Origin of the sequence: Micromonospora sp. NPDC048063 (assembly GCF_043202855.1) — a bacterium.
Lineage (GTDB): Bacteria > Actinomycetota > Actinomycetes > Mycobacteriales > Micromonosporaceae > Micromonospora.
In genome coordinates, this window is the sequence record NZ_JBIDBG010000005.1 from 215,700 (window position 1) to 241,774 (window position 26,075).

At 69.2% G+C, this 26,075-nt stretch carries 29 protein-coding genes; 20 read left to right on the plus strand and 9 right to left on the minus strand.

Annotation, left to right across the window (positions count from 1 at the left end):
* The first annotated feature begins 27 nt into the window (after positions 1-27).
* Both ACGFZ2_RS16005 and ACGFZ2_RS16010 read left to right on the plus strand, forming a co-directional pair.
* Positions 28-801, plus strand: coding sequence for a GntR family transcriptional regulator (locus ACGFZ2_RS16005; protein WP_393454105.1), 774 nt, complete (start codon positions 28-30; stop codon positions 799-801).
* A gap of 169 nt (positions 802-970) precedes the next feature.
* Positions 971-1,927 (plus strand): amidohydrolase family protein, encoded by a 957-nt coding sequence (locus tag ACGFZ2_RS16010; RefSeq protein WP_393454107.1) that lies wholly within the window; start codon positions 971-973, stop codon positions 1,925-1,927.
* Between the two features lie 190 nt (positions 1,928-2,117).
* Here the strand turns inward: ACGFZ2_RS16010 and ACGFZ2_RS16015 are convergent, their stop codons facing one another.
* From ACGFZ2_RS16015 to ACGFZ2_RS16025, 3 genes are all read right to left on the minus strand, one after another.
* Positions 2,118-2,465 (minus strand): VOC family protein, encoded by a 348-nt coding sequence (locus ACGFZ2_RS16015; RefSeq protein ID WP_393264138.1) that lies wholly within the window; start codon positions 2,463-2,465, stop codon positions 2,118-2,120.
* A gap of 211 nt (positions 2,466-2,676) precedes the next feature.
* On the minus strand, positions 2,677-3,324 hold the full coding sequence (locus tag ACGFZ2_RS16020) for a response regulator (RefSeq protein WP_393454109.1): 648 nt from the start codon (positions 3,322-3,324) through the stop codon (positions 2,677-2,679).
* Positions 3,325-3,329: 5 nt separating this feature from the next.
* Complete coding sequence (locus ACGFZ2_RS16025) at positions 3,330-4,505, minus strand: sensor histidine kinase (protein WP_393264133.1); 1,176 nt, start codon at positions 4,503-4,505, stop codon at positions 3,330-3,332.
* 184 nt (positions 4,506-4,689) lie between these two features.
* Here ACGFZ2_RS16025 and ACGFZ2_RS16030 point away from each other — a divergent pair, with 184 nt between their 5' ends.
* Both ACGFZ2_RS16030 and ACGFZ2_RS16035 read left to right on the plus strand, forming a co-directional pair.
* A complete protein-coding gene (locus tag ACGFZ2_RS16030; RefSeq protein WP_393454112.1) occupies positions 4,690-5,100 on the plus strand; it encodes a hypothetical protein in 411 nt (136 codons plus the stop codon).
* A 9-nt stretch (positions 5,101-5,109) separates the two neighbouring features.
* Complete coding sequence (locus ACGFZ2_RS16035) at positions 5,110-5,868, plus strand: hypothetical protein (RefSeq protein WP_393454115.1); 759 nt, start codon at positions 5,110-5,112, stop codon at positions 5,866-5,868.
* Positions 5,869-6,183: 315 nt separating this feature from the next.
* On the opposite strand, the gene ACGFZ2_RS16040 is transcribed toward ACGFZ2_RS16035, so the two are convergent.
* Entirely contained in the window at positions 6,184-7,419 is a 1,236-nt protein-coding gene (locus ACGFZ2_RS16040; protein WP_393454118.1) for a LuxR C-terminal-related transcriptional regulator, read from the minus strand.
* A 117-nt stretch (positions 7,420-7,536) separates the two neighbouring features.
* On the opposite strand from ACGFZ2_RS16040, the gene ACGFZ2_RS16045 reads away from it, so the two are divergent.
* Positions 7,537-8,622, plus strand: a complete 1,086-nt coding sequence (locus ACGFZ2_RS16045) for an S-(hydroxymethyl)mycothiol dehydrogenase (protein ID WP_393264453.1) — start codon at positions 7,537-7,539, stop codon at positions 8,620-8,622.
* Positions 8,619-9,251: an MBL fold metallo-hydrolase gene (locus tag ACGFZ2_RS16050; RefSeq protein WP_393264122.1), complete on the plus strand. Its 633-nt coding sequence runs from the start codon at positions 8,619-8,621 to the stop codon at positions 9,249-9,251. Before ACGFZ2_RS16045 ends, ACGFZ2_RS16050 begins: the two co-directional genes overlap by 4 nt.
* 101 nt (positions 9,252-9,352) lie before the next feature.
* Here the strand turns inward: ACGFZ2_RS16050 and ACGFZ2_RS16055 are convergent, their stop codons facing one another.
* The gene (locus tag ACGFZ2_RS16055; RefSeq protein WP_393454121.1) at positions 9,353-10,408 is read right to left on the minus strand and encodes a GlxA family transcriptional regulator; all 1,056 of its coding nucleotides are present in this window, start codon (positions 10,406-10,408) and stop codon (positions 9,353-9,355) included.
* Positions 10,409-10,498: 90 nt separating this feature from the next.
* Here ACGFZ2_RS16055 and ACGFZ2_RS16060 point away from each other — a divergent pair, with 90 nt between their 5' ends.
* The 7 genes from ACGFZ2_RS16060 to ACGFZ2_RS16090 all read left to right on the plus strand — a co-directional run bounded on the left by ACGFZ2_RS16060 (position 10,499) and on the right by ACGFZ2_RS16090 (position 17,514).
* Positions 10,499-11,134 carry an isochorismatase family protein gene (locus ACGFZ2_RS16060; protein WP_393264120.1) on the plus strand — a complete coding sequence of 212 codons (636 nt, stop codon included), beginning with the start codon at positions 10,499-10,501 and terminating at the stop codon, positions 11,132-11,134.
* A gap of 342 nt (positions 11,135-11,476) precedes the next feature.
* Positions 11,477-12,076 carry a methyltransferase domain-containing protein gene (locus ACGFZ2_RS16065; RefSeq protein ID WP_393454124.1) on the plus strand — a complete coding sequence of 200 codons (600 nt, stop codon included), beginning with the start codon at positions 11,477-11,479 and terminating at the stop codon, positions 12,074-12,076.
* Positions 12,077-12,560: 484 nt separating this feature from the next.
* Positions 12,561-13,979 carry a phenylacetate--CoA ligase family protein gene (locus ACGFZ2_RS16070; protein ID WP_393454127.1) on the plus strand — a complete coding sequence of 473 codons (1,419 nt, stop codon included), beginning with the start codon at positions 12,561-12,563 and terminating at the stop codon, positions 13,977-13,979.
* Positions 13,976-14,422: a DUF4188 domain-containing protein gene (locus ACGFZ2_RS16075; protein WP_393454130.1), complete on the plus strand. Its 447-nt coding sequence runs from the start codon at positions 13,976-13,978 to the stop codon at positions 14,420-14,422. The genes ACGFZ2_RS16070 and ACGFZ2_RS16075 overlap by 4 nt, the downstream gene beginning before the upstream one ends.
* Complete coding sequence (locus ACGFZ2_RS16080) at positions 14,419-15,534, plus strand: hypothetical protein (RefSeq protein ID WP_393454133.1); 1,116 nt, start codon at positions 14,419-14,421, stop codon at positions 15,532-15,534. Before ACGFZ2_RS16075 ends, ACGFZ2_RS16080 begins: the two co-directional genes overlap by 4 nt.
* Positions 15,531-16,424, plus strand: coding sequence for a hypothetical protein (locus tag ACGFZ2_RS16085; protein ID WP_393454136.1), 894 nt, complete (start codon positions 15,531-15,533; stop codon positions 16,422-16,424). The genes ACGFZ2_RS16080 and ACGFZ2_RS16085 overlap by 4 nt, the downstream gene beginning before the upstream one ends.
* Before the next feature lie 133 nt (positions 16,425-16,557).
* A complete protein-coding gene (locus ACGFZ2_RS16090; protein WP_393454139.1) occupies positions 16,558-17,514 on the plus strand; it encodes a sulfotransferase family protein in 957 nt (318 codons plus the stop codon).
* A 275-nt stretch (positions 17,515-17,789) separates the two neighbouring features.
* Here the strand turns inward: ACGFZ2_RS16090 and ACGFZ2_RS16095 are convergent, their stop codons facing one another.
* The 3 genes from ACGFZ2_RS16095 to soxR all read right to left on the minus strand — a co-directional run bounded on the left by ACGFZ2_RS16095 (position 17,790) and on the right by soxR (position 20,301).
* Complete coding sequence (locus ACGFZ2_RS16095; RefSeq protein ID WP_393454142.1) at positions 17,790-19,100, minus strand: radical SAM protein; 1,311 nt, start codon at positions 19,098-19,100, stop codon at positions 17,790-17,792.
* Positions 19,101-19,160: 60 nt separating this feature from the next.
* Positions 19,161-19,565, minus strand: coding sequence for a superoxide dismutase, Ni (gene sodN, locus ACGFZ2_RS16100; protein ID WP_393264105.1), 405 nt, complete (start codon positions 19,563-19,565; stop codon positions 19,161-19,163).
* 247 nt (positions 19,566-19,812) lie between these two features.
* Entirely contained in the window at positions 19,813-20,301 is a 489-nt protein-coding gene (gene soxR, locus ACGFZ2_RS16105; RefSeq protein WP_393454145.1) for a redox-sensitive transcriptional activator SoxR, read from the minus strand.
* A 79-nt stretch (positions 20,302-20,380) separates the two neighbouring features.
* Here soxR and fdxA point away from each other — a divergent pair, with 79 nt between their 5' ends.
* The 6 genes from fdxA (at position 20,381) to ACGFZ2_RS16135 (ending at position 24,977) form a co-directional block, all read left to right on the plus strand.
* Positions 20,381-20,704 carry a ferredoxin gene (fdxA, locus tag ACGFZ2_RS16110; protein WP_393264103.1) on the plus strand — a complete coding sequence of 108 codons (324 nt, stop codon included), beginning with the start codon at positions 20,381-20,383 and terminating at the stop codon, positions 20,702-20,704.
* Positions 20,701-21,855, plus strand: a complete 1,155-nt coding sequence (locus tag ACGFZ2_RS16115) for an FAD-dependent oxidoreductase (protein ID WP_393454148.1) — start codon at positions 20,701-20,703, stop codon at positions 21,853-21,855. Before fdxA ends, ACGFZ2_RS16115 begins: the two co-directional genes overlap by 4 nt.
* Before the next feature lie 293 nt (positions 21,856-22,148).
* On the plus strand, positions 22,149-22,724 hold the full coding sequence (locus ACGFZ2_RS16120) for a dihydrofolate reductase family protein (RefSeq protein WP_393454151.1): 576 nt from the start codon (positions 22,149-22,151) through the stop codon (positions 22,722-22,724).
* Positions 22,725-22,844: 120 nt separating this feature from the next.
* Positions 22,845-23,558, plus strand: a complete 714-nt coding sequence (locus tag ACGFZ2_RS16125; protein WP_393264442.1) for a cation transporter — start codon at positions 22,845-22,847, stop codon at positions 23,556-23,558.
* Between the two features lie 4 nt (positions 23,559-23,562).
* On the plus strand, positions 23,563-24,192 hold the full coding sequence (locus tag ACGFZ2_RS16130; RefSeq protein WP_393454154.1) for a methyltransferase family protein: 630 nt from the start codon (positions 23,563-23,565) through the stop codon (positions 24,190-24,192).
* A 179-nt stretch (positions 24,193-24,371) separates the two neighbouring features.
* Positions 24,372-24,977, plus strand: coding sequence for a GNAT family N-acetyltransferase (locus ACGFZ2_RS16135; RefSeq protein WP_393454157.1), 606 nt, complete (start codon positions 24,372-24,374; stop codon positions 24,975-24,977).
* Between the two features lie 13 nt (positions 24,978-24,990).
* On the opposite strand, the gene ACGFZ2_RS16140 is transcribed toward ACGFZ2_RS16135, so the two are convergent.
* Positions 24,991-25,728 carry a TetR/AcrR family transcriptional regulator gene (locus ACGFZ2_RS16140; RefSeq protein ID WP_393264090.1) on the minus strand — a complete coding sequence of 246 codons (738 nt, stop codon included), beginning with the start codon at positions 25,726-25,728 and terminating at the stop codon, positions 24,991-24,993.
* Between the two features lie 97 nt (positions 25,729-25,825).
* Here ACGFZ2_RS16140 and ACGFZ2_RS16145 point away from each other — a divergent pair, with 97 nt between their 5' ends.
* Positions 25,826-26,056 (plus strand): hypothetical protein, encoded by a 231-nt coding sequence (locus ACGFZ2_RS16145; protein ID WP_393264087.1) that lies wholly within the window; start codon positions 25,826-25,828, stop codon positions 26,054-26,056.
* The last annotated feature ends 19 nt before the right edge of the window (positions 26,057-26,075 follow it).

Below are 26,075 nucleotides of genomic sequence, written 5' to 3' on the forward strand. Positions count from 1 at the left end.
ACCAGCGGCTCTATCCGGAGGCAAACCGTGGTAACAACGCATCGTCGATCCGTCCTGAGCGACGCCAACGACGACGACGGCCGGACCGATGCCGGTGGAGCCGACGGACAGCACCGCACCCTTGCCGACTCGGCGACCGCGGTCCTGCACGAGGCAATCCTCACCGGTCGGCTGCCGGCCGGCACCCCGTTGCGGCTCAACGAGATGGCCGACCTGCTCGGTATGAGCATGAGCCCGGTCCGCGAGTCGATCCGGCGGTTGGCCGCGCTCGGCCTGGTCGAGGTGGTCCAGCACAAGGGCGCCTGGGTCATGCCGCTGACCGTCGAGGACGCGGTCGACACCCATGAGACCCGGATCGCCATGGAGACGGCACTGATCGAGCGGGCGGCGAGCCGGTTCACCGCCCAGGACGCCCGGCGGGCCGAGGCGGCACTCGACGAGCACATCGCCGCGTCCGCGCGCGGCGACACCACGGCTGCCCGCAGGGCACACACCGAGTTCCACTTCACCATCTACCGGGCGGCCGGATCGCGCTGGCTGCTGCGCGGCCTGGAACCGGTCTGGGAGAACAGCGAGCGGTACCGGTTCGCGACGGTCACCCCGACGGGGCAGAACGAGGAGCGGGTCCGCGAGCACCGGGCCATCCTCGACGCGTGCGTGGCGGGGGACGTGGCGGCGGCGGTGGCCGCCGTGCAGGTCCACATCCAGCACGCGGCAGACCGGGTGATCGGCAAGATGAACACCGACGCCGCGGCAGTGCCTGCCGCCCGGGCACCGGGACGCGCGCGTCCCGGGAGCTGACCGCCGGCGCCACCGCGTCAGCCGGTAGTGGCGCCGCCCAACAACCGTCGGGGCACCCCCGCCCCGACGGACTGTCCGCCGCCGGGTGAGCGGCCACGCCAGCCACCATCCCGTACCGTCGGCGCGTCCCGTCGTGACCGCCGGTCGGGCCAACCGTTAGGAAGCCCCGTTGCCTGGCATCGACATGCACGCCCACCTCGCCCCCGACCTGCGCCCGGCCAATCTGCCAGGGGTCGCGGTCGACGGTGACGGCGCCGCCGTTCTCGGCGGCAAACGGGTCGGCCCGCCCGACCTGTACCACCCGGACCGGCTCGAGAACCACCTGGACCAGGCAGGGCTGGACGAGGCGATCGTCAGCGTCCCGCCGCCCTTCTACCGTCAGCGGATGTCCGGACCGGAGGCGGCGGCGTGGGTCCGTGCGGTCAACGACGGCCTGCTCGCCGTGGTCGCCGACCGGCCCCGGCTCACCCCGCTGGCGTACTTGCCGTTCGAACATCCCGAAGTGGCCCTCGCCGAGTACGACCGGATCGCCGCCGACGACCGCTGGGCCGGCGTGGTGGGCGCCGCCGGTGGAGGCGCCGGACCGCTCGACGGTCCGCCGCTGCACCCCCTGTGGCAGCGTCTCGATGCGGACCGGCGCACCGTGCAACTGCACCCCGCGCACTCGGCGGATCCCCGCCTGGAGCCCTACTACCTGGCCAACCTGCTGGGCAACCCGGTCGAGACGACTGTGGCAGTGGCCCAGCTCGTCTTCGGCGGGGTGCTCGGCGGGCACCCGGGGATCCGGTTCGTGCTGGTGCACTGTGGCGGTTGCGTGCCGGCGGTGGTCGGGCGCTGGGAGCGCGGTCACACCACCAGCAGACCGGGCGTACCGGTGCTGTCGCCCACCCCGGCCGAGGCGGTGCGCGCCCTCTACGTCGACAATCTGGCCCACGACCCGGAGGTGGTCGACCTGGCGGTTTCGGTCTTCGGCGCGGACCGGCTGGTGCTCGGCAGCGACTGGCCCTTCCCGATGGGCACCGACGCTCCGTCCGCCACGGTGGCACACCGGGGCGCTGACTACGCCCGGCAGGTGGCCACCGACAACGCGGCGCGAGCTCTGGGGCGGGCACCCGGCGGTCGGTGACGGATCGGTGCGGCTGACGCCGTCGAGCTGCCACTGCCGCCGCCCGGGTGGGTGGCGTCTCCAGGACGCCACCCACTGTGAGCAGATCTTCATCGACAAGACGGCGGGCACGTTGGCCCGCCGAGCGGAGCTCGACAAGGTTTGCTGGGAGTGGTCCGAGGTCACCACGCCTGCAGCGCGGGACCAGTGATCATCCGGTCGTCGAGACCTCTCCGCCGATTCCGGTCTCGTTGCCGTCGCTGTCGTGGAAGACGTACTTCCAGACCGAGTCGTGCTTCTCAACGTCGACCGGCTCCAGGCCCTGTCCGGAGATCCTCGCAACCTCGGCGACCGGGTCGTCGACCCAGATCATGCTGACAGCTCCGCCGGCCCGGTCGGGATCCTGGATGATGTACACGTACCGATCCTCGGCCAACTGCCAGACCGCCTCGATCTCGTTGGGATAGAAGGCCGGTTCAGCACCGAGCAGCCGCTTGTACCACTCCAGGGCGCTGTCATAGTCGCGCACCGGGATGCCCGCAAACACTCCTACCGCCATGTCTGTCTCCTCAGTCGATGTCGAGCCCGACCGATGCCGGGCCCTGAAGTCAGACCGGACCTGGCAGCGAAACCTGACGGGGTCGACCCGATCGCCTTCGGACGGGTCCCGCGCCCAGGTTACCCCCTGCGGTGGCGGTGTGCGCGGTGCTGGCCGGCGCAGTCACGTTCGCCGACAGGCGGTGGATCGACGGCCCGTCGCCGGTCCGGCCTCACCGAGGGGTGTCGACGAGGCCGGCGCGGTGCGCGATCACGACCAGCTGGGCACGGTCACGGGCGTCCAGCTTGTGGAGCAGCCGACTCACATAGGTCCGAGCGGTCGCCGGGCTGATGAAGAGCCGCTCGGCGATCTCGGCGTTGTTCAGTCCGAGGCCGATCTCGGCGAGGACCTCGAGTTCCCGTGGTGCGAGCCGGTCGATGAGGTCCGGGTCGGGTCCGGAACGGGACCTGACGGCGGCCCGCATGACGGTCGTGGTGACATCGGGGGACAGGATCGGCCGGCCCGCAGCGACCGCCCGGATCGCCTCGCGCAACTCCTCCGGGGCGATGTCCTTGAGTACGTAGCCGGCCGCGCCCGCCCGCAGCGCCTCCAGCACGGTCTGCTCCTCAGCGAAGGTGGTCAGGACCAGCACGGCGACATCAGCGAGAGCGGGGGACGCGGTGATGATCTGGGTCGCTGCGATGCCGTCGAGGCCGGGCATCCGGATGTCCATGAGGACCACATCGGGTCGCAGCTCGCGTACCCGGGCGACGGCGGCCCCGCCCTGATCCACCTCGGCGACGATCTGGATGTCACCGTCATGTTCGGCCAGGGCCTTCAGGCCGCCGCGCAGCAGTACCTCGTCTTCGGCAATGACCACCCTGATCACCGTGCTCCTCCGATCGGCAGTACCGCCTCGACACTGAATCCCGTGGGGGTGGATCCGGCTGTCAGGGTGCCGCCGAGCAGTGCCGCCCGCTCCCGCATACCGTCGATTCCCCGCCCCCCGTCGCCCCGGGTGGACCGGAAGACGGGTTCCGTCCGCGCGCCGTGACCGTCGTCGGCGACGCGTACGCGCAGCTCGTCTTTGCTGCTCCAGATGGTGATCGTGGCCCGGTTGGCACTCGCGTGACGGAGCACGTTGGTAACCGACTCCTGCACGATCCGGAAGGCGGTGCTTGCCGCCGGCGCGGGAATGGCGGCCTCGTCGACGTCGATCGAGACGGTCACGTCGAGTCCGGCGTCGCGGGCCGCCTGCGCCGTGCGTTCGATGCCGGTCAGGGTGAGCAGGGCCCGGCCCGCGTCCTCGCGATCGGACTGGAGGATCGCCAGGGTGCGGCGCAAATCCGCCAGGGATGACCGGGCGGCGTCGACGACGTTGTCGAGGGCCCGCCCGACGGCCGCGTCGTTGGTGCCGAGCGACTGCTGCGCGACGCGTGCCTGGACGGAGACCAGGGACAGCGCGTGGCCGACGGAATCATGGACGTCCCGTGCGATGCGCAGGCGTTCGGCCTCAAGGTGGCGGGCGGCCCGTTCCTGCTGATGGTGACGTTCCAGGGCGACCACTCGGCGTTGCTGGTTGCGCAGGGCGCGCGTGCTGCGGACCGCGAGGGCGAGGGCGATCGCGCAGCCGATGAGGGCCACGTTCGTGATCAGGTCGTAGGCCAGGACGGCGCTGGACTCGCCGTCGGTGGTGCGGAAGTACAACGAGACCGCAAGCAGGACCGCTCCGACAACGGAGGCCACGGCTGCGCGCCCGCGCTCGGCGGCGCCGTAGAAGGCCCCGACCAGCGGCAGCGCCATGCCGATCGGCGGGTATCCGGCGGCGTAGTAGGCGAACACGAGCAGGACCGCGGTGATCAGCACGGCGACCGGCAGCCGGCTGCGGAGCAGCAGCAGCGCACCGAAGCCGGCCGCGAACACGTACGCCCCGACGTCGTGTCGCCCACCGTCGTGCGAGCCGATCGCGATGATGAGCGCGACCGTGATGGCCTGGCCGGCGGCGACCAGAGCCGCGAGGACCCACGGGGCTACCTCATTGTCGCCCGCGCCATGGGTCATGGACGACATGATCGCATCCGTTCGCCGGGCGACGTGTACGTCGAGGGGCGACGTCCCATGTCGCCCCACGGTGTAGCGCCCGCCGAAAAGTGACGAGACTTGACTGACAGGCCGGCCGAGCAGGCGACCCTAGCGTGAAGACATGGAACCTGCCTCAGTTGTTCGACGCCTCAACTGGCCGTTGGTGTTCGGCCTTGCCGCGCTGGCGCTCGTCCGGCCGCTCTTCTCCATCGTCGGCCTGAGCGATGTGTTGGGGAAGCCGGCAACACCGCTCATCCTCACCATCGCCATCACCTCGGCCTGGGTCCTGATCGTGGGCCTGAGCCGGGTACGCGAGCCGCTGCTGACCCTCGTGGCCGCCGGGCTCACCTACGCGGCCGCGGCGATCCTGCTCAGCGCAGTGCTCTCGCCGATTCTCACCGGAGAGCTTCAGGGCCCGCTCGCCATGCCGTTCGCGGTCATCCCGCTGTTCGTCACCAACATGCTGTGGGGCCTCATCGCGGGCGGGCTGGCGGTGCTCGTACGGCGGCTGCGCGACGGCCGGCACGCCACCGCGCATGCCCCAGGCGACAAAGACCGACGCACCCACCGATAGGAGACAGGTATGACGCGCTCGACGGCGGAGCCGGTGGACTCCGAGCAACGGATTCTGCTCCGAATCGGCGCGGTGTGCGCGATCGCTGGGCCACTTGTGCTCGGCGCGTCGTTCGCCCCGCACGGTGATCTCCCCACGCGCGAGGAGAGTCTCGTGGGCGAGGCCGTGGCCCTGCGGTTCATCGCCGACCACCAGACCTGGCTGCTCATCCATCTGGGCACGATCGTGGCTGGGCTTATCTGGCTCGGTGCTTTCGTCGCACTCGCGAACACCCTGATGCCGGGCGCCGCCCGCGCGGTCGGCCGGTTCCTGATACCCAGCGCGATTGTTGGGAGTCTCTTCGTCGTCTTCGACTACGGGGTGGACGGCTACGCGCTCAAGGTCCTGGCCGACGAGTGGGCAACCGCTACCGGCCCGGAACAAGAGGCGCTGCAACGCATGGCCGAAACCGGAATCTGGTTCCTCAACGGCACCTTCCACAGCGAAATAGTCGTGTTCTACGGGTTGACCATGCTCTTGGCCGGGCTGGCGGTCGCCCTCGATGCCCGCTATCCCCGTTGGTTCGCGGTTGCCGGGGCGATCGCCGGCGCGCTGGTGCTCACCAATGGCCTGCTGGCCTTCGCCGGGGTCGGGTTGGCGCCGGCCGGTGGCACCGACCTGTTTCTCTTCGTGATGGTCCTACCGCTGGAATCCCTCTGGCTCATGGTCCTCGGCCGCCTCATGTGGCGGAACGCCAAACGCCGAGTCGCCCAGCCTCCAGCCGAGTAGGGGGTGCACGAAGCTCCTCGGGACGGCGCTCAACTGGGCAGGGCCCCGGCAGGTCGCGGCGGATGTGCGGCATGGTCTGGTCGGTCGGTGTCGGGCTGTTGGGCGGCGAGGATGGTCAGGACGGCCAGGGCGAGCATGGCCAGGGTGATGAACCGGTGTCAGCCGGTCCAACCGCGCACCTGGTTGTGGTCCAGGCCGACCTGGCCCTTGCCGCTCTGGTCCATCCGCCGACGCCGCCACCGAGCCCGAGCCAAGACCAGCCACTACACCCGACAAGACCTCATCAAGCCATGATCACGGTCCCCGGCTGGAGCACTAGATGCCCGCGTCGAGCGCCAGCGCCGTCGCCTCGCCGCGGGAGCTGACTTCCAACTTTTTCAGCAGACCGGCGACGTGGAACTTCACAGTGCTTTCGCTGATGCCGAGCTCGATGCCGATGGCCTTGTTGCGCTTTCCTTGGGTGACAAGGCGAAGTACCTCGAGTTCCCGCCGGTTCAGGCTGCTCAGCCTGCTTCCGCCGGAACGATCGGGAGCTGGAGCGAGCGGAAGGCTGATGGTGGCGCGGCTGCCCCAGTCGGGTACGGCGTCGAACTCGACGGTGGCGCCGAGCGCACGGGCACGGCCGTCGAGCTTGCGGCGCAAGGCGTGGGTGTCAAGGCGGCCGGCGCCCTGGTCGCGCACATCGACCCGCAGCGACGTGCCGTCGCAGTCCCAGGCGATACGCAGCCGTGCGAGCCCCGGCTGGGCGGTGAAGGCCAGCACGACCGTACGGGTCATGGCGTGCGCCGCGCGGGCGATCTCGCCGGGCACCGGGCGTACGTCCTTGGGCGGTGGCACGAAATCCAGCTGCGCGTCGTGGTGGCGCAGCACCTGGCGGATCTCCTTGCGCAGCTTGGCGAACACGGCCGGCGCTGGTTCCTCGGACGAGGCCAGGTCGGACTCCTGAGCGGTGCGCAACGCCACGAGCGCGGCGGACGCCGAGTCGGTGGCGGCGAGACGGGCGCGGCGATCGTCGAGGCCGGTGGAACGCAGCGTCGTGAGAATGGTGACGAGCGCGGTCTCGTGGGCCGCGGCCATCTCCGCGATCGTGCGTGCCCGCTCGGTCGACGCCGCGCGCGATTCAGCGAGGTAGTCCGGACTGGCCTGGGCAACCTGCTGCCGGATCGACGTCGCGACGATACCGAAGACTTCCGCCAGGACCTCGGACTGAGGAAAGCGCCTGGCCGCGCTGCGAGCGACGAGGACGAGCAGCGTATCCACCCGATCCCGCACCACCCACACCGCGCGGGCCTCCCCGGCTATCGTCGCCGTGGTGCAGAGCGGACGACCGGGTTCGATGCGCGCCTTGAGGTCCTCCAGTTCCGCGAGAGTGACCCTGTTGATCGTCTCGATCGCCCCGGCCACCTTGCGGGGGCGGCCGGTGCACTCGCGGGTGAAGATGATCAGTGCGGTATGCGGCCAGCGGTCTGCCAGGAACCGGGAGAACCGTCCGGCGATCTCGTGCAGTGGCCCCTCGATCACCTCACGCAGCCCGGCAAGTTCCGTTCCCATTCGAACACCCTAGCCGAAAGACCAGGTTTCTCTCGTCCGCCGGCCAGGTCGCGTACCGGGAAAGCGCAGCTAGTGTCGCTGTCGCATCTACCGCCGATCGAAAGAGGAAGCATCTCCATGCCACAGCAGGTGCGCGGTGTCATTGCCCGTTCCAAGGGTGCGCCGGTCGAGCTGACGGACATAGTCATCCCCGACCCCGGTCCCGGTGAGGTCGTGGTCGCGGTGGCCGCCTGCGGGGTATGTCACACGGATCTGACCTACCGCGACGGCGGGATCAACGACGAGTTCCCGTTCCTGCTGGGCCACGAGGCCGCGGGCACCGTCGAGAGCGTCGGCGAAGGCGTCGAGTCGGTGCGACCCGGCGACTTCGTCATCCTGAACTGGCGAGCGGTCTGCGGTCAGTGTCGGGCCTGCAAGCGGGGCCGCCCGCAGTACTGCTTCAGCACGTTCAACGCGACCCAGAAGATGACCCTGACCGACGGCACGCAGCTCACCCCCGCCTTGGGTATCGGCGCATTCGCGGACAAGACGCTCGTGCACGCCGGCCAGTGCACGAAAGTCGACCCGTCCGTCGACCCGGCCGTCGCGGGCCTGCTCGGCTGCGGGGTCATGGCCGGCGTCGGCGCGGCGATCAACACCGGTGCGGTGGGGCGCGGGGATTCCGTGGCCGTCATCGGCTGTGGGGGAGTGGGCGACGCCGCCGTCGCCGGCGCCCGTCTGGCCGGCGCCTCGACGATCATCGCCGTGGACCGTGACGCACGCAAGCTCGAGTGGGCCCGGGACCTCGGAGCCACCCACACCGTCGACGCCTCAGCCACCGACGCCGTCGCCGCGATCGCGGAGCTGACCGGCGGGTTCGGTGCCGACGTCGTGATCGACGCGGTCGGGCGGCCGGAGACCTGGAAGCAGGCGTTCTACGCCCGCGACCTCGCGGGCACCGTCGTGCTCGTCGGCGTGCCCACCCCGGACATGCGCCTGGAGATGCCGCTGCTCGACATCTTCTCCCGCGGCGGCGCGCTGAGGTCCTCCTGGTACGGCGACTGTCTGCCTGAGCGGGACTTCCCCATGCTGATCGACCTGTACCTGCAGGGCAGGCTGCCGCTGGACAGGTTCGTCACCGAACGTATCGCGATCGACGACGTCGAGAAGGCGTTCCACACCATGCACGCCGGCGAGGTGCTGCGCTCGGTCGTGGTGCTATGAGTGGCGCGCTGCGGATCGACCGCGTGGTCACCTCCGGGGTGTTCCAGCTCGACGGCGGCACGTGGGAGGTGGACAACAACGTCTGGCTCGTCGGCGACGACGACGAGGTCGTCATCGTCGATGCCGCTCACGATGCCGAGCCGATCATCGAGGCCGTGGGCTCGCGTGCCGTCGTCGCCGTCGTGTGCACACACGGGCACAACGACCACGTCACCGCCGCGCCGCGGCTCGCCAAGGAGTGCTACGCGCCGGTCCTGTTGCACCCCGGCGACGAGGAGCTGTGGCGGCAGAGCCACCCGGACGAGAAGTTCTGGCCGGCTACCGACGAGCAGCGGATCGCCGTGGCGGGCACGGAACTGCGGGTGATCCACACCCCGGGGCACTCGCCCGGGTCGGTCTGCCTGCACCTGCCCGAAGCGGGGGTCCTGTTCACCGGCGACACCCTGTTCTCCGGCGGCCCCGGCGCCACCGGCCGCTCGTTCTCGGACTTCCCGACGATCATTTCCTCGATCCGGGAAAGGCTGCTCACCATGCCCGGCGACACCCGGGTCCACACCGGTCACGGTGACGGCACCACGATTGCCGCCGAAGCTCCGCACTTGGACGAGTGGATCGCCCGCGGTCATTGATTCAGGCACGTCCACCCCATCCGGCTGGGGATCGGAGGGTCAGGGGCTCGGCTCCCTTCGGGCGTGCAAGATCAAAAGAGCCTGACCTGCGGAAACGCAGGTCAGGCTCTTGCTTTGCCTATCCCTTGTGGACGTGGGACTGCTCGGTGACTGCTCGTCCGACGGTCTGCGGTACGGGTGTCGAACCGTCGGCGGTACTCCGACGGCGAGGTGTCGAAGGCCGCGGCGAAGCTCTGCCGCAGCGTGACACTGCTGCCGATACCGCATGCGGCAGCGACCTGGTCGACCGACAGCTCCGTCGACTCCAGCAGCCGACGGGCCTCGTCGAGGCGCTGACGCTTGACCCAGGCGGCCGGGGTGACGCCGGTAGATGCCTGGAACGCTCGGATGAAGGTGCGCCGGCTCATGTGCGCGACGCCAGCCAGCCGCTCGACCGTGAGGGGTTCTGCCAGGTGCCGCAGAGCCCACTCCATCGCTTCGGTGATCGGGTCGTCGGAGGAGTGCGGGGGTAGGGGCCGTTCGATGTACTGCGCCTGCCCGCCCTCGCGGTGCGGGGCCACCACGAGACTGCGAGCCACCCGGTTGGCCGCCGCCGCGCCGAGCCTGCTGCGGACGAGGTGCAGACATGCATCGATCGCCGACGCCGTCCCGGCCGAGGTCAACACGTCACCGTGATCGATGTACAGCACGGAGGCATCCGTGTCGACATCGGGGTGCCGGGCGGCGAGCAGGTCGACGGCCTGCCAGTGCGTCACGGCCGCGCGTCGGGACAGCAGGCCTGCGTCGGCGACGGCGAAGGCCCCGAGGCACAGCCCGGCGACCGTCGCGCCGCGGCCGTGGGCCCTCGTCAACGCTCGCTGAAGCGCCGGCCCGGCAGTGCGACCGTCCTCGAACCAGGAAGGGACGACGACGACATCGGCCTCCTCAGCCGCCGCGGGCCCGCGCACCTCGCCGAGTGTGTAGCCCTCGGCGGTACGAATCGACCCCGCGCGGTCCGAGAAGAGCATCGTCTCCCAGTTGCCCAGGCCTTGCCGAGCGACCTCGTCGAAGACGAGTTGCGGCACAGAGAGGTGGAACATCGTGACGCCGTCGAAGGCGTAGACGGCGATCCGCAGAGCATCCTCGGACGTTGGCACGAATCCATCGTAACGCTGCACGCGTGCCAATGGCCGACGCGGTTCACAGCCCGCAGACTCGATGTGCGTCGCCCACGAAGACGGCGGCAACGAGACCAAGGAGCACAGGCCATGACCACCCCTCGCCGCGCACTCATCCTCATCGACGTGCAGCGGGACTACTTCGGCGACGGCCCGCTGGAGATCCAGTACCCGCCCCATGCCGAGTCGCTGCCGCAGATCACGCACGCGATCGACGCGGCCACCGCCGCGGGCATTCCCGTCGTCGCGGTGCAGCACGCGATGGGCGAGGACGCGCCCGTGTTCAACCCCACCCAGCCCGGCTTCCAGCTGCACCCGGAGGTCGAGAGCCGCCGCACGGACGAGTGGAAGTCCGTCGTCAAGCAGTACGGCACCGTGTTCGCCGGCACCGACCTCCTCGCCTGGCTGCGCGAGCACGAGATCGACACCGTCACCCTCGTCGGCTACATGACCAACAACTGCGTGCTGGCCTCCGCCGCGGAGGCCGAGACCCACGGCCTGGCCGCCGAAGTCCTCTCCGACGCCACCGGCGCGATCAACATCGCAAACGAGGCCGGCTTCGCCGACGCGAAGACGGTCCACACGACTCTGCTGGCACTGCTCAACTCGAACTTCGCCGCCGTCGCCGACACCGCGACCTGGTCCGGCGCTGTCGCCGCCGGGCGGTCGCTGCCGAAGAGCGACCTTGGCACCTCCGCCGTGACGGGTGCGCGGCGCGCCGCGTAGGCGTCATCCGCGCCACGCCTCCACCGCCAGCGAGGCTGACAACTGTCGCGCGTGGCGGGGCGTAACCAGATGCCCATAATGGCCCCGGGTGTCCGAGGACGTGCTGCGTGGGGCGTTCGGTTGGTTCGAAGAGTCAGTGCGAGGGGTTCGATGGGTCCCGCATGTCACGTGCGGGCCCCTGGTCACGACCGCGACAGCCGCGGGAATCGCCGTGCACCGGGCCACCTGCTCGCGCTCACACACCTCCGTCCGCGGCTGAGCCTGGGAAAGACCCGCTCACACCTCGCCTGCCGGCTGATGCTGGGAGGTGGAAGACACCGCCAAACCGAAGGAAGGCCGAACGTGGACAGCGCCGACTGGGATGCCCGCTACGCCGACGCCCCCGAGCTTGTCTGGACTGCCGAGCCGAACCGGTTCGTCGTCGAGGAGACCGCCGACCTGCCACCGGGCCGGGCGCTCGACCTGGCCGCGGGCGAAGGTCGCAACGCGGTCTGGCTGGCCGAACGCGGATGGCGGGCCACCGCCGTCGACTTCTCCGCCGTGGCCGTGCGCCGCGGCCAGGACCTTGCCCGCGAACGGGGCGTCGACATCGACTGGCAGATCGCCGACGTCACCGCCTACCGGCCCGAAGCCGACGCCTACGACCTGGTCCTCATCGCCTACCTGCACCTGCCCCGACCCGACCTGGCCACCGTTCTGCGGCACGCGGCCAGCGCCGTGCGCCCCGGCGGGTCGTTCGTCCTCGTCGGCCACGATCTGGCCAACCTCACCGCGGGCACCGGCGGCCCGCAGGATGCCGCAGTATTGCAGACTCCGGAGATGGTGGTCGCTGAACTCCCCGGCATGCGGATCCACCGGTCCGAGACGGCGCGGCGCCCGGTCCGGATGCGAGACAAGACGGTCGACGCCCTGGACACCGTGGTGGCCGCGACCCGCCCGTGACCGCCACCCGCTGAGGCGACACTGCTCGCGGGCCCGGCGACCACTGCGCTGATCATCCCACTCCCAACGACCCAGGGCAGCGCTGCAGGACCCAACCGATGCGCTGAACCCGCTGTTCCGCCACGCTCTGCCGGGTGGCCGATCACGACTCCTTCTTGACGTGGTGATCAGCGGCGCCGTGCTGGGCGCGGTCCTGACGGACTCACCGGGCGACGTAGACCCACGCCGCCGGGTCGACCACGTCCACGGCCCGGAGCATGCCGAGGCCGAAGGCGGGAGGTCGTTGAGTCGGGGTACCCAGGGCGGTTGAGTATCCGTGACCAGGTGAGGGACTTGCGAGGACTCCTATCGTGGACGCGTGGTGATGACCTTCCTGCGCCAGGGGACGCTGCGGCTCACGAGCTTCTCACTGACGTGGCTCTATACGCTGCACCAGATTCATCCGGCGGTGTGGCGACTCATGGCGCGGAACTACCGTCCGTACATGGGTCGATTTGCTCGGCTGCACGCGTGGATGACCTGTCAGTTCGCCGCGATCGACGTGCCCGCGTACGGCGACTTCTTGCGCCGCAACCAATGGCGGTTCCGCTGGTTCGACCTGTCGTCGTACCCGCCGACAGACAAGCAGTCGTACGTGAAGGCGTACCCGGAGGCCCAGCGCTGCTGGCACGGCGAGATCGAGATCGCCGGCAGCGTCGTCGACGAGTCCTCGGGATCGTCCGGTCAGCCGTTCAACTGGATTCGCAGCCGCCGCGAACTGCGCTCGGTCCACAAGAACCTGGCCGGCTACGCGACCATGGTGTTCCCGTCGAAACGGCGGTTCGTCATCAACGCGTACTCCATGGGTGCCTGGGCCACGGGCACCAACACCGGCATCGCCATGTCCAAGATCGCGATGGTGAAGAACACGGGCCCGGATCTGCAGAAGATCGCGGACACGCTGCGGTACTTCGGGCCCGGGTTCGAGTACATCGTCACCGCGTATCCGCCGTTCCTCAAGCATCTGCGCGACAAGCTCGACGCCGAGGGCTTCCCGTGGGGCGAGTACCGGATCAGCGGTCTGGTCGGCGGGGAGGGGATGACCGAGGCGCTGCGTGACTATCTGGAGGAGCGCTTCCTCAAGGTACGCTCCGGCTACGGCGCCAGCGACCTCACCATCGGTATCGCCGGGGAGACCGACTTCACCGTCTGGGTCCGCCGCCGGCTACGCACCGACGTCGCCCTGCGGACCGCCCTGCTCGGCCCCGACGAGCACCGGCTGCCAATGATCTTCCAGTACAACCCGCTTGAGACGTACCTGGAGACCAACGCCGACCTCGAGGTGCTCTGCACGATCAACTCGACGGCGGTGCTCAACCCGAAGGTCCGCTACAACATCGGCGACGAGGGCCGGCTGATCGCGTACCCGGATGTGCTGGCCGCGATCGGGGACCCGGCCGCGCAGTCGGACGCCGAACGCGCCGGACGGACCGACCGGATGCAACTGCCGCTGCTGTTCCTGTTCGGCCGCAAGGACAGCACGATCTCCTACATGGGTGCCAACATCTACCCACAGGACGTCGAGTACGGCCTCTACGCCGACAATCCCCTCGCTCACCTGCTGCACAGCTTCTGCCTGGAGCTGGAGGAGCACGCGGACCTGGAGAGCCGGCCGGTCGTCAACCTGCAGCTGCGCGAGGATCTCGCGCTCGGTCCCGACGAGCGGCTGGCCCTCGCCGAAACCTGCCGCGGTGGGGTGCTGCGCTACCTCGCCGAGGTCAGCCGGGACTTCGCCGAATCCCTCGTCGAGGACCCGTCCGCAGCCGACCTGCGGGTGAGAGTTCATGACTACGGCACCGGCCCGTTCGCCGGCGCAACATCCAAAATCAAGAATGTGTACCTGGTGAAGGGCGCGACGACGTGAGGACCTCCGACTTTTCCGCCGCGCCGCCGGTTGGTCAAGCGACCGCCATGTTCGTCGGCGCCACCCGATACCGGGGGCCCCGCTCGATCCTCACCCTCACCCGCACCTGGTTCAAGATGGTCAAGCAGATGCAACGGATGGACGGATACCGGTGGCATACCGTGTACTACCAGTTCCCGTTCACGCTCGGCACCATCGCGTTCTTCAGCGACCGCGACGCGCTGCTGAGGTTCGCGCGCAGCCGCCACCACCGCGACCTCATGTGCTGGGTGACCGACCACGGCACGCAGAACGCCACCGGGGGCTACATCCGGCTGTACAACGCCGAGCCCGAGGGCTACACCAACGGCGTCTGGCGTGCCGAGGCTGACGGCATGGCGCACATCCAGACGTTCACTCCGCTGTCCACCGAGACAGCCGGCCCGCCGGTGCACCGCGCATGAGAGTATCCGCCGTGAAGTCGCGGGCCGACCTGCGAGCGTTTGTCGACTTCCCACTTCGGCTGCACCCGACCAACCGGTACGTGCCCCTGCTGTCGTCGGTGATCGCCGCACACCGCCGTACCGCCGAACTGTTCCTGATCCGCGACGGACGCGGCGCCGTAGTCGGGCGGACCAGCGTGCACCGCAGCAGCGCCTTCGACGCGAAGGTCGGTCCGCGGCAACTGTTCGGGCACACCGAGTTCGTCGACGACGACGCCGTCTTCGCCGCCATCATGGACACGGTCGAGGCCAGGGCCGACGGCCGGCCGCTGTTCGGACCGGTCGCGTTGCTGCCCAACCAGACCGGCGGGGTGATCACCTCCGGCTTCGCCGAGCGTGGCTTCGTGGACTCAGCCTGGAACCCCGCCTACTACCCGGTGATGTATGAGCGGCACGGCTTCCAACGCCGCTTCGAGGCCGACACCTGGCTGGTCGACCTTGGCCGGGACTCCGGGGCCGACTCGACCCCCGCTCGCGCCCCAGCCGGCACCGACCGTGACTACGGGTTCACCTTTGACGACACCCGAATCCCCGCGGAGCAGCTCATCATCCGGCACGGCTCGCGGCGGCACTTCCGCGAGCAGCTGCCGATCCTGCGGCAGCTGCTCAACGCCAGCTTCGCGCAGCTCGGCTACTACACCGAGATCTCCACCGAGCAACTGGCCGAGCAGACCGACGGCCTCGCTCACCTGCTCGACGAGGGGTTGCTGCTCTGGTTGGAGAAGGCCGGCCGGCCAATCGCGTTCGTGGTGACCGTGCCGGACATCTCCGAGTTCCTCATGAAGGTCGGTGGCCGGCTCGGCGTACTCAATCAGCTGCGCCTGCTGGCGACCCGCGCCCGGTACCGGCGCGACGCAGTGCTCATCATCAAGGGCACCGTGCCCGAGGAACAAGGCAAGGGGTACCTGACGCTGCTGTCTCGGGAGTTGCACCGCAACCTTGCTGCCGGCGGGTACCGGACACTGCGCAGCACCTTCGTCGAGCGGGAGAACGCCGCCTCGGCCGCCCAGTACCGGCGGGCTGGCGGGCGACCGCTGCACGGGTACACATTCTACGAGAAGCGGTCGGCATGACGTGGGTCGAGCAGTTACGGGCGCACGAGGCGACCTGCCGCAGGGCGCCGAGCGCACACAACACACAGCCATGGCTGCCCGAGTACCACGCCGACGAGATCGTCATCAACGTCGATCAGCCCCGCTCCTTGCCCGACTCTGACCCGACCGGACGCGACCTCGGCCTCGGAATCGGCGCGTTCGTCGAGACGTGCCTCATCGTCGCCGCCGACCTCGGCCTCAACGTCACCGCGGCGCCCGGCCCCCGCCTGGTCGCCGCGCCGCACAGGTACCCAACCCCGTTCAGGATCGTGGACATCGAGTCCCGCCGGGTCGCCCGTGGCCGGTACGCGAACGGGCCGGTCGACCCGGCCGTTCTCGCCGACCTGGAACCCGGACTCGTCCACCTTCCCGCCCAGGATCTCGCGCGCGAGTTGGTGGTCGCCGACCGCTGGCTGTTCGGCACCCCGGCCGTCGCGGCCGAGCTACGCGACTGGCTGCGCCTCGACCCACGCCATCCGCGCTACCACCTCGACGGACTCACCGACCGGGCTCTCGTCCTGTCCCGGTTCGAAGCACGGTTCCTGGCCGCCTCGCTGCGCGCGTACCCCGTCACCCGCCGGTTGGGCCTCGCGGCGCTGCTGGCGGTCAGCGGCCGGAGCCTGCTGCGGTACGACGGCAGCATCCTGGTCATGGTGGCGGACGGCGACGATCACATCGCTGCGGGACGCCGTCTCCTGCGCACATGGCTGACCCTCGCCAGGCACGGCCTGGCGGTCCATCCGCTCAGCCAGCTCATCGACTGCCCGGTGACCGCCGCCCGGCTCGCGGGACGGGTGGGTGGCCAGCCGCTCGCGTTGTTCCGGGTCGGTCGGCCCCTCGCCGAGCCGACCCGCTCGGCCCGGCTCTAACGACCTCGCGCGGGGTTGGAGACGGCCGTCCCGGCACGCGCCCAGCGCGACGGGTGCGCGTCCGGCCCGCAGCACCGGGCGAACGGGATAAGTGGCTTGCACAGGCGCCGGTCCGAGAGCTTGACTGCCCACCATGCCATCCCCCTCACCGATCTTCGTCGCGGGTACCGGTCGTTCGGGAACGTCACGGATCGCCGACATCATCGGCGAACATCCGCTGATCCACCGGATTCCCATGGAGACCAGGTTCCTCATCGACCCGGGCGGCCTGCGGGACCTGGCCGACGCGCTCACCGATCGATACGACCCCATCGTTGGTGAGGACGCCCTGTACCGGCTGAGTGACTTCCTCACCGTACGAGTGCCCGGCCGGCGCGACGATCGCGGCAAAACCGTTCCCGAGCTGGTCGGCGAGCGGCGCTACCGAGACGCGGTGCAACAGCTCTGGCCGCAGCTGGTCGCGTACACATTCGACGAACCTGCGCCTGCGGAAGGCTTCGGGAACGCCGACCGGCCTGCCGGACCGTTCGAGCCGTCGAGCCGCAGGCGGGTACTCCCGAGGTTTTTCGGCGATCGGCGCGAACTGCTCGGGATCCTCCGTGGCCTGATCGACACGACGTTCGGCGGCGCAGCCGCCGACGCGGGCAAGCCGACCTGGTGCGAGAAGACACCGTTCAACCTGCTGCACATGGACTTCCTCTGGGAACTCGTCCCCGAAGCGACCATCGTTCACATCAAGCGCCACCCGGTCTCAGTGCTCGCATCCCACCTGGCCCAGCCATGGGCACCGCCCACCGTCGACGGCGCGCTCGCCTACCTCAAGCCGGTCTACACCCGGTGGCTCACCTGGAAGAACACGGTCGACCTTACGGGCAGGCGATACATCGAGGTGAAAGCCGAAGACCTCGCAGCCGACTGGCCCGGGCAGCGCCGCACCCTGTTCGAACGACTCGACGTCGACGACTTTGCCACCCCGTCAACGTTCCAGTCTCACAAGCTGGCGAACCGCAACGACCAGTTCGACGACGAAACCCGCGAGTTCATCGAAGAAGCACTCGGCGACGTCATACCGGCCATGGGATATGAGTGACGTTTCTGGCTCTCCACCTCGAAGACGCCGCGTCGCGCCTCGAACGCCCGGTAGAAGCAAGCTGCTTCAGCCGAGCCGCACCAGTCCGGGCGACGCCCGGGCCGGCGTCCCCTGTCCGACATGTCTACGCCGGCGTGGCACCACGCCAGGTGCTGCGGTTACACGCAACAGCAGATAGGTGGTGAACTGGTCGTGTGGGAGCGTGGCCGAACGGACTTCGCGTAGCTGCAGAAATGCCGGCTCCTGGTTGCTCGAGGCGACAGGGGAGTCTGTCATCACGATCGCCCAGTCGGGAGGCTGTCCATGAAGGAGCTGACGGAGAACACGGCCTGGCCGGGTCCGGCCGGCCCGTATCCGGGCGGGCTGGAGAGGCCGTTGCCTTCCATGGTCGCGCGGTAGACCTCCAGCAGCCGGACGTGGTATTCCAGCGGCGCCCCCTCGGGGTTGGTGCGGCCGAGCGGCGTGGTCGGCTCGGGGCACCAGGTGGTGAAGCGCGGGGTGATGCCGCGCGACATGAAGTACTGGAGGCCCTCGGCGGTGGACGCGATGGCCTCGTCCACGGTCGTGAAGCCGTGCGGGGCGGCCATCTCGACGCCGGCGACGAAGTTCGGGATCACGTTGCGCGGCCCGAAGACCTCGGCCGAGTCGAGGATGCGGCGGTGCCACTCCTCGCGGCCGACGTAGCGCTCCTTGCCGGGGCAGTAGAGCTCGAACAGGCGCTTGTCCCACACCTCGTAGTTGGGGTGGTAGATCTGAATGCCATAGTCTTTGAACCGCTGCACGTCGGTGCGGGGCAGGGCCTGCGCGACCACCTTGCCGAGCCAGCGCCCCGGGAACCGTTCCTCGATCGCCTGGGCGTACCGGCCGTAGAAGTCGGCCTCAGCGCGCCCGTCGACCTTTGAAGTGATACTACCGCCGGTAAGCGTGTACGCCTGGGACGCACGCTCGGTGTCGTACTTGTCGATGATCTCCAGGGCCTCGAGGATCTCGTCGACGGGTTTGATCCCGGTGTACGGGCGCCCGGCCGCCTTGTGCTGCCGCCAGTTGTGGTTGATGTCGCAGTACTGGCACTCCTCCTTGGCGCCAAAGTACTGGCAGACCCGGAAGACGGTCAGGTAGATGAGGTAGCCCCACTGGATCGTCGGGGCTACCTCCATCACCGATTTCCCGTTGGCCAGCGTTTGCTGGTAGTACGCCGGCATTGGCGGCAGCCCGACGTCGGCGATCGGCTTGCCGTCCAGGAACAGTTGCATCCGTCCGTCGTCGCCGGTCTTGACGCGGTACGGCGAGGCAGGATTGGTGCGGACCGACACGATCGTCCGCCGCAGCCCGTACGGCCCGCCGGTGAGCACGATCTCCTCCGGCGGCCGGCGCAGCGCGGCCGTGCCCAGCTCCGGCAGGGTCCGGTGGTCGAAGGAGAAAATGAAGTAGGACTTTGGTTTGACGTCGCCGTTTTCGTTGTCCGTCAGCGCCGAGTCGTCGAAGGCGAGCCCGCCGCGCAGCAGGTCCTCCTTGATGACCGCCTCGTGCGGTACCTGTGGGAAGCGGCTCATCATATTCTCGACGAGATCGGTGCGAGACGGCATACACCCTCCTAACGGGTTGCGCGGGACCGGGTGGCAGGGCGCCACCCGGTCACCCACGTGTCAGCTCTGCTTGGTCTCCCAGAAGATGTTCGCGATCTCCTCGATCTTGGCGAGGAGTTGCTCGGCGACGGCCGGGTCGGCGGAGCCCTTCGTGCCGCTGGCACCGGCCAGCTTGGTGGCCTCGTTGAACAGGCCGTGCAACTGCGGGTACTTCTCGAAGTGTGACGCCTTGAAGTAGTCGGTCCACAGCACCCAGAGGTGGTGCTTGACCAGTTCGGCGCGCTGCTCCTTGACGATCAGCGAACGGGTGCGGAACTCCGGGTCGGTGTTGTCCTGGTACTTCTTGCTGATCGCGAGGATCGACTCGGCCTCGATACGGGCCTGGGCCGGGTCGTAGACCCCGCAGGGCAGGTCGCAGTGGGCGCTCGCGGTGGTCCGCGGGCGCAGCAGAGATGACAGCCTCATCAGATTCCTTCCGGTAACGACGGTGTAGTGACGAAACCCCTGGCGTGACAGACGAGCGGACCGTCGTCGGCCCGAGGAAAACCTCGAGCACAGAAGCCGCGACGAGCGTCGCGGGTCAGGTCAGCCTGCTTGGACCACCGCAGGTGGATGCTGGAACTCGGCGCTACCAGCAGATGGTGGGCGGACTGCGGCTCCGCGACGCCGATTCGTTGATCCACAACAAGGACGCTAGACATTCAACCCGACTTCAGGTCAAGCCGGGGCTGTCCTGCTCACACTTCTCGTCGAGGCGTACCGGTCCCTGGCCCTGATGGCGAAGCCGATCCCCGGGATTGCGCATCCCACATGACCGCATGGAGAGGCAGCCGCACCCGATGCAGCCGGTGAGCTGGCGCTCGAGGTTCCCGATGTAGCGCCGCCGGGCTTCCAACTCGCCTTTCCACATACGCGACACGCGGTGCCAGTCGTGCTGGCTTGGCGGTTGGCCGGCCGGCAGCGTGGCGAGGATTGCGGCGACGTCGGCGAGCGAGACGCCGAGCCGCTTGGCGGCGAGGACGAGAGAGATGCGGCGCAGCATATGGCGCCGGTAGAGGCGCTGATTGCCAGGGCTGCGCTCGGCGGCGATCAGCCCTTTGTCCTCGTAGAACCGTAGTGCGGAGGCGGGCAGCCCGGTACGAGCAGTGACCTCGCCGACGGTGAGCAGATCATCCGGGCCCGCAGGCTGCTCTGGTGGCACCCGGAGACCGTAGAACTTGAACCCTGGTTGAGTTCAAGCGGTTGAGGTGAAGTGCGGTTGAGGTCTTAGCGTTCACGCCGTGACTTACGTGATCGCGTTGCCGTGCGTGGATCTGAAGGTTAAGGCGTGCGTCGACGAATGCCCCGCCGACTGCGTCTACGAGGGCGATCGGATGCTGTATGTCCATCCGGACGAGTGCGTCGACCGCGGAGCCTGCGAACCGGTCTGCTCCGTCGAAGCGATCTGGTACCAGCGTGATCTGCCCGTCGAGTGGAAGGGCTACCGGGCCGTCAACGCCGAGTTCTTCGACGAACTGGGGTCGCCGGGCGCGGCCGGGCGGGTCGGGCCCATCCCGGCTGACCATGCGCTCGTGGCCGCGCTGCCACCGCAGGAGACGGAGTGACGATCGAGTTGTCCGTGGCGATCGTCGGCGCCGGCCCGGCCGGTGTCCACGCCGCCGGTGCCTTGAGCGAGCTCGCACCCGGGACGCGGATAGACATCTTCGAGCGGCTGCCCGCCCCGTATGGCCTGGTCCGGCACGGCATCGCCCCGGACCATCCCGCCCGGGTCAAGCAGCTCACCGACGAGCTTCGTGCCGTGCTCGCCGGCAGCGGCGCCCAGCTCTTCTGCGGTGTCGAGATCGGCACCGACGTCACGGTGCGCGACCTGCGCAACCGCTACGACGCGGTCGTCATCGCCACCGGCGCCCGGCGGGACGTCCCCGTCGAGCTACCCGGCCTCGGTCTGCCCGGCTCCTTCGGGGCGGCGGACTTCGTCGCCTGGTACGGCGGCCACCCCGACGCGCCGCCGGCGTGGGCGCTGCGAGCGGAGTCCGTTGCGGTGATCGGCGCCGGCAACGTCGCCCTCGATGTGATTCGGATGCTGAGCAAGCCCGCGTACGCCCTCGCCGGCACCGGCATCCCGTTGCACGTGTCGAATGAGTTCGCCGCCAGCCCCGTCCGCGACATCCATCTGTTCGCGCGCCGCGGCCCGGCCGACACCCGCTTCAGCCCTACGGAGCTGGGCGAGATCGGTGACCAGGATGACGTCGATGTCATCGTTGACCCTGCCGACCTGGCCCCCGATCTGCACATGGAGCGCATGACCCGGCAATTCGCGCCCACCCGGAAGGTCGTCGACATCCTGCGAGCCTGGTCGCGGATCCCCGCTGCCGCACGGACCGCGTCACGGCGCGTCCACCTGCACTTCTACCGGATCCCCGCAGCCATTCTCGGCGTCGACCGGGTGCAAGGGCTGCGCACCGAACGTGCCGTTCCCGACGGCTACGGGCACATCACCGGTTCCGGTGACTACGAGGACCACAAGGTACAGGCCGTCTACCGCGCCATCGGCTACGCCGCCTCACCCCTGGCAGGTGTGCCCTTCGACCCCGAAACCCGCACTGTTCCGCATCGCGCCGGGGCGGTGCTCGGCGAGCCGGGACTCTACGTCACGGGCTGGGCCAAACGCGGCTGCATCGGCCTCGTCGGCGCCACACGCGCGGATACCTTCCAAACCGCAAGAACGCTTTTGCAGGATCACGTACGCAAGTGAGGAACCGACCATGCGCAATCCCGCACGGGTCGCCGTCATCGGCGCCGGCCCGGCCGGGATCAGTGGGTAGCGCGGTTTGCGAGGGACGAGTCCGACGGGGCCGCCGCGGGCTCGGTACTGCTTGACAATGGCCGCACCGTCGATCGTGGCGGCGATGACGTCCGGGCCAAATCCGCGTCCCGCATAACCGGGGCAGCGCCCCGTATGCTGCTGGCCATGACCGGGGCGACGCAACGGTTGTGGTGTTCGTCCCTCATCGGACCGGACCCGCCAGCCATGAGGAGACCACGCCCATGACCACACGCGACGAGGCGAGCGGAATGCGACCACTTCGGTATTCCATCAACGTCACATTGGACGGGTGCTGCGACCATCGTGCAATTCCCGCCGACGAGGACTTGCATCGTCACCACACCGAGAACCTCGCCCGGGCCGACGCACTTCTCTTCGGCCGGGTGATGTACGAGATGATGGAGACAGCGTGGCGGCCGGCGGCGCCGACGGGGTCGAGACCTGATTGGATGGAGCCCTTCGCCCAGACGATCAACGCGGCAAAGAAGTACGTCGTGTCAAGCACCCTGGAGCGGGTCGATTGGAACGCGGAGTTCGTGCGCGGGGATCTGGGCAAGGCCGTTCAGCAGCTCAAGCAGGAGTCGGGTAAGGGGCTCTTCGTGTCAGGCGTGCAGCTCCCGCTGGCGTTGGCGGAGCTGGGATTGATCGATGAGTACGAGTTCGTGGTGCAGCCCCGGATAGCGGGTCACGGGCCGACACCGTTCGCAGGTCTATCGAAGTGTGTCGACTTGAAGCTCGTGAGTCGGCTGGAGTTCGCCTCGGGGGCGGTGGTGATGCGGTACGAGCCGAGAAGGTAGCCATCGGCTCGCTTCCAGCGAAAGGCCAACGACTACCTGTTCGCCACCTGATCCACCTCTCACCACGGTACAGTCTTTGCTGAATACAGCGGCTGCTGTATGGTTGGGGGTGTGGAGAGGTTGACGCACGGGCAGGTGCTGGCGCGTTTCGGCCATGGGACCCGGCGGGCGGTGCTTGCCCGCCGGGTGAGGCTGCTGGTCGCCGCGACCATCACCTACAACGTCGTCGAGGCGGTGGTGGCGATCACCGCGGGGACTCTCGCGTCGTCGACGGCGCTGATCGGCTTCGGGCTGGACTCGGTCATCGAGGTCGTCTCGGCGGCCGCGGTGGCGTGGCAGTTCTCCGCCGCCGACCACGAACGCCGCGAACGCACCACGCTGCGGATCATCGCAGTGTCGTTCTTTGCCCTCGCGGCCTACGTGACGGTGGAGTCGGTGCGGGCCCTGGCCGGCGCCGACCGGGCTGCGCACTCCGCCGTTGGCCTGGTCCTGGCCGCGCTGTCTTTGGTCGTGATGCCGGTGCTGTCGGCCGTGCAGCGCCGCGCCGGTCGTGAACTCGGCTCCGCCTCGGCGGTGGCCGATTCCAAACAGACTCTGCTGTGCACCTACCTGTCCGCGGTGCTGCTGGTCGGGCTGGCGGCCAACTCGTTGTTCGGCTGGTGGTGGGCCGACCCGGTCGCCGCCCTCGTCATCGCCGCCGTCGCGGTGAAGGAAGGCCGCGAGGCGTGGCGCGGTGACACCTGCTGCCCGCCGGCCACCGCGGTGTCCGCCATGACCGCCCCGTCCGCGTCCGTGGATGGCTGCGGTGACGACTGCTGCGCCGGCAAGGAGTGAGCCGATGGCCGCCGTCGCCCTACTGATCTACCTGCTCGCCCTCGGACTGGCGTTCGGGTGGCGCAGTTTCGCGCAGTGGCGCCGCACCGGCGACACCGGACTGCGGCTGGACCCCGTACCGGCCGGCACGCTGCGCTGGTGGGCCAAGCTGCTGTTCGTCGCCGCGCTGCTGCTCGGCGCGGCGGGCCCGGTCGCCGCGCTCGCCGGCATGAACCCGATCGACACTCTCGACCGGCCCACGATGCGGATCATCGGACTGGTGCTCGCCGTCGCCGGAGTGATCGCCGCCCTCGCCGCGCAAACGGGCATGGGCACCTCGTGGCGGGTCGGGGTCGACCCTGACGAACGTACCGACCTGGTCACCGACGGTGCGTTCGCGCTGGCCCGCAACCCGATCTTCACCGCGATGATCGTGACGGGCCTGGCCCTGGCCCTGATGGTGCCGAACCCGATCTCCCTCGCCGCCACCGTGGTCCTGGTCGTGTCGATCCAGTTGCAGGTCCGCGCGGTGGAGGAGCCATACCTCGCCCGTATGCACGGCGCTGCCTACGCCGCCTATGCCTCGCGGGTGGGCCGGTTCCTGCCCGGCACCGGTCGCCTCGCCGAGCCCGCCAAGGTCGCAGGCCGCGGGTAGGAGCCGTCCCCGACCTGACAGGTACGGAGACGGTGGTCGGTCAGGCCCTGGCCATACCCGGACCGACCGACTACGGGTGGGTGCCCAGCGCGGCATGCGCCAGGTCGGCTCAGGCCGCCTGCCCCGGGCTCTGTCGAAATGGTCCGGACCGAACGGGCCGAATCCCGTACGCTCCGGCGGTGTTCACCCCGATTCGCGCGCGCCGGCTCACCCTCCGGCCGGTCACGATGGACGACCTTGACGACGTGTACGCGTACCAGCGCCGGCCCGACGTGTGCCGCTGGATGCTCGGCAACGAGCCGCGCAGCCGCGAGCAGTCGCGGGAGTCGGTGGCGACGATGACCCGCGAGGACGGGCTGCGTGCCGAGGGTGACATCCTGACGTTGGCCGCCGAGCTGGACGGGCGGGTGACCGGCACCGTCGAGCTGGTCTGGCGGAGCCGGGCCGACCGCACCGCCGAGATCGGGTACGTCTTCAACCCGGAGTTCTCCGGCCGGGGGCTGGCCACCGAGGCCGTGGCGGCGCTGCTGGGATGGGGCTTCGAGGAGTTCGGCCTGCACCGCGTTTACGGCCGGTGCCACGCCGGCAACGAGGCGTCGGCCCGGCTGATGACCCGGCTGGGGATGCGGTGCGAGGCGCGGCATGTCGAGAGCTACCTGTTCCGCGGCGAGTGGGCCGACCGGCTCGTGTTCGCGATGGTGGCCCGGGAATGGCTGTCGCGATCGGCGGCGCTCCACGATCCCGCTGTCCAGCCGGACGCGCGCCAGCCGGAACCAAAGAACTGAGTGGCGCACATGCTCATTCCGGCATCCCTGTCCGTGCCGCTGTCAGGAGAATCCCGTTGAGGCCCTCCTCGAACAGCAGGTTGTCGTCCCATCGGGTGTCGTCGAGATGGCCAGAGGCGCTGAGGGTCGGATAGGCGTTGGCGCTCGCGGCGACATGGTCGCGGGCTGCGGCTCTCGCGTCAGGGTCCGCGGTCTGGTGCCACGTGGCTTCCGTGAGCGAGGCGCCGATGACGTAGTTGGCCAGCATTCGCGTGGCCACCGCAAGCTGAAGTCCGCAACAGCCGCCGCGCACCAGCGCCGATTGCAGGAACTCGGTACGGGCCAGGACGTTGGGCCCGAGCATCGGACGTCCGACCAGCCTTGGTGCCCAGGGATGGCCCAGCATGGCGCCACGCCAGCCTCGGACGAGGACGCGGATGTCCTCCAGCCAGTTGTCGCTCACGTCCGGAACTGGCACGTCGCCGAAGATCCGGTCGACGGCCAGGTCCAGGACGTCATCCTTCGTCCTCACGTGCCAGTACAACGCAGTCGCCGTCACGTCGAGCTGCTGGGCAAGGCAGCGCATCGTCAGGCCCTCGATGCCGTGCTCGTCCAGCAAGGTCACCGCTGTGTCCACGATGCGCTCAAGGGTCAGCGGCGGTTTGCGCCGTGCACGCGAGGACTCCGCCCGTAGCCACACCGGCGGAGGGGTGCGGCTGCCCCGTCGCCCCGCCGAGGGTGTCGTCGGCACACCGGGCTCTGCGGTGGTCATGGAGCCGACTCTAGTCCAGTGGACAGGCAATTTAACAGCGGTAAGCTAGTCGAACGTACGAAAGGATGGCCTTGACGGTCGGCAAGGAGTTCACGCCATGCCTCTGCTGCGAGTCCACCTCGACAGCGACCGGACCACCGCCCGTCGCGTCCTGCAACTGCACCAAGCGGGCAAGATCCATCACGAGTCGCGGGAAGCTGCTCGGGAACAGGTGTGGCGCCAGGGCTCCACCCCGGCCGGTGACCCGATCTTCGTCGGCATCACGAACGGCCGCCGCAACGTGCAGTTGCTCTACGACGTCGAGGTCTACTCCGACACAGCCCCTTGAGCACCCGCCAAGCACACGG

What these genes read in the sequence shown, in the direction of transcription:
- ACGFZ2_RS16015 (WP_393264138.1), bottom strand. Translation starts at nt 2,465, where the DNA reads ATGGCGGTAGGAGTGTTTGCGGGCATCCCGGTGCGCGACTATGACAGC.
- ACGFZ2_RS16025 (WP_393264133.1), bottom strand. Translation starts at nt 4,505, where the DNA reads ATGACCCATGGCGCGGGCGACAATGAGGTAGCCCCGTGGGTCCTCGCG.
- ACGFZ2_RS16035 (WP_393454115.1), top strand. Translation starts at nt 5,110, where the DNA reads ATGACGCGCTCGACGGCGGAGCCGGTGGACTCCGAGCAACGGATTCTG.
- ACGFZ2_RS16040 (WP_393454118.1), bottom strand. Translation starts at nt 7,419, where the DNA reads ATGGGAACGGAACTTGCCGGGCTGCGTGAGGTGATCGAGGGGCCACTG.
- ACGFZ2_RS16045 (WP_393264453.1), top strand. Translation starts at nt 7,537, where the DNA reads ATGCCACAGCAGGTGCGCGGTGTCATTGCCCGTTCCAAGGGTGCGCCG.
- ACGFZ2_RS16050 (WP_393264122.1), top strand. Translation starts at nt 8,619, where the DNA reads ATGAGTGGCGCGCTGCGGATCGACCGCGTGGTCACCTCCGGGGTGTTC.
- ACGFZ2_RS16060 (WP_393264120.1), top strand. Translation starts at nt 10,499, where the DNA reads ATGACCACCCCTCGCCGCGCACTCATCCTCATCGACGTGCAGCGGGAC.
- ACGFZ2_RS16070 (WP_393454127.1), top strand. Translation starts at nt 12,561, where the DNA reads ATGGGTCGATTTGCTCGGCTGCACGCGTGGATGACCTGTCAGTTCGCC.
- ACGFZ2_RS16080 (WP_393454133.1), top strand. Translation starts at nt 14,419, where the DNA reads ATGAGAGTATCCGCCGTGAAGTCGCGGGCCGACCTGCGAGCGTTTGTC.
- ACGFZ2_RS16085 (WP_393454136.1), top strand. Translation starts at nt 15,531, where the DNA reads ATGACGTGGGTCGAGCAGTTACGGGCGCACGAGGCGACCTGCCGCAGG.
- ACGFZ2_RS16090 (WP_393454139.1), top strand. Translation starts at nt 16,558, where the DNA reads ATGCCATCCCCCTCACCGATCTTCGTCGCGGGTACCGGTCGTTCGGGA.
- ACGFZ2_RS16095 (WP_393454142.1), bottom strand. Translation starts at nt 19,100, where the DNA reads ATGCCGTCTCGCACCGATCTCGTCGAGAATATGATGAGCCGCTTCCCA.
- sodN (WP_393264105.1), bottom strand. Translation starts at nt 19,565, where the DNA reads ATGAGGCTGTCATCTCTGCTGCGCCCGCGGACCACCGCGAGCGCCCAC.
- ACGFZ2_RS16120 (WP_393454151.1), top strand. Translation starts at nt 22,149, where the DNA reads ATGACCACACGCGACGAGGCGAGCGGAATGCGACCACTTCGGTATTCC.
- ACGFZ2_RS16130 (WP_393454154.1), top strand. Translation starts at nt 23,563, where the DNA reads ATGGCCGCCGTCGCCCTACTGATCTACCTGCTCGCCCTCGGACTGGCG.
- ACGFZ2_RS16140 (WP_393264090.1), bottom strand. Translation starts at nt 25,728, where the DNA reads ATGACCACCGCAGAGCCCGGTGTGCCGACGACACCCTCGGCGGGGCGA.
- ACGFZ2_RS16145 (WP_393264087.1), top strand. Translation starts at nt 25,826, where the DNA reads ATGCCTCTGCTGCGAGTCCACCTCGACAGCGACCGGACCACCGCCCGT.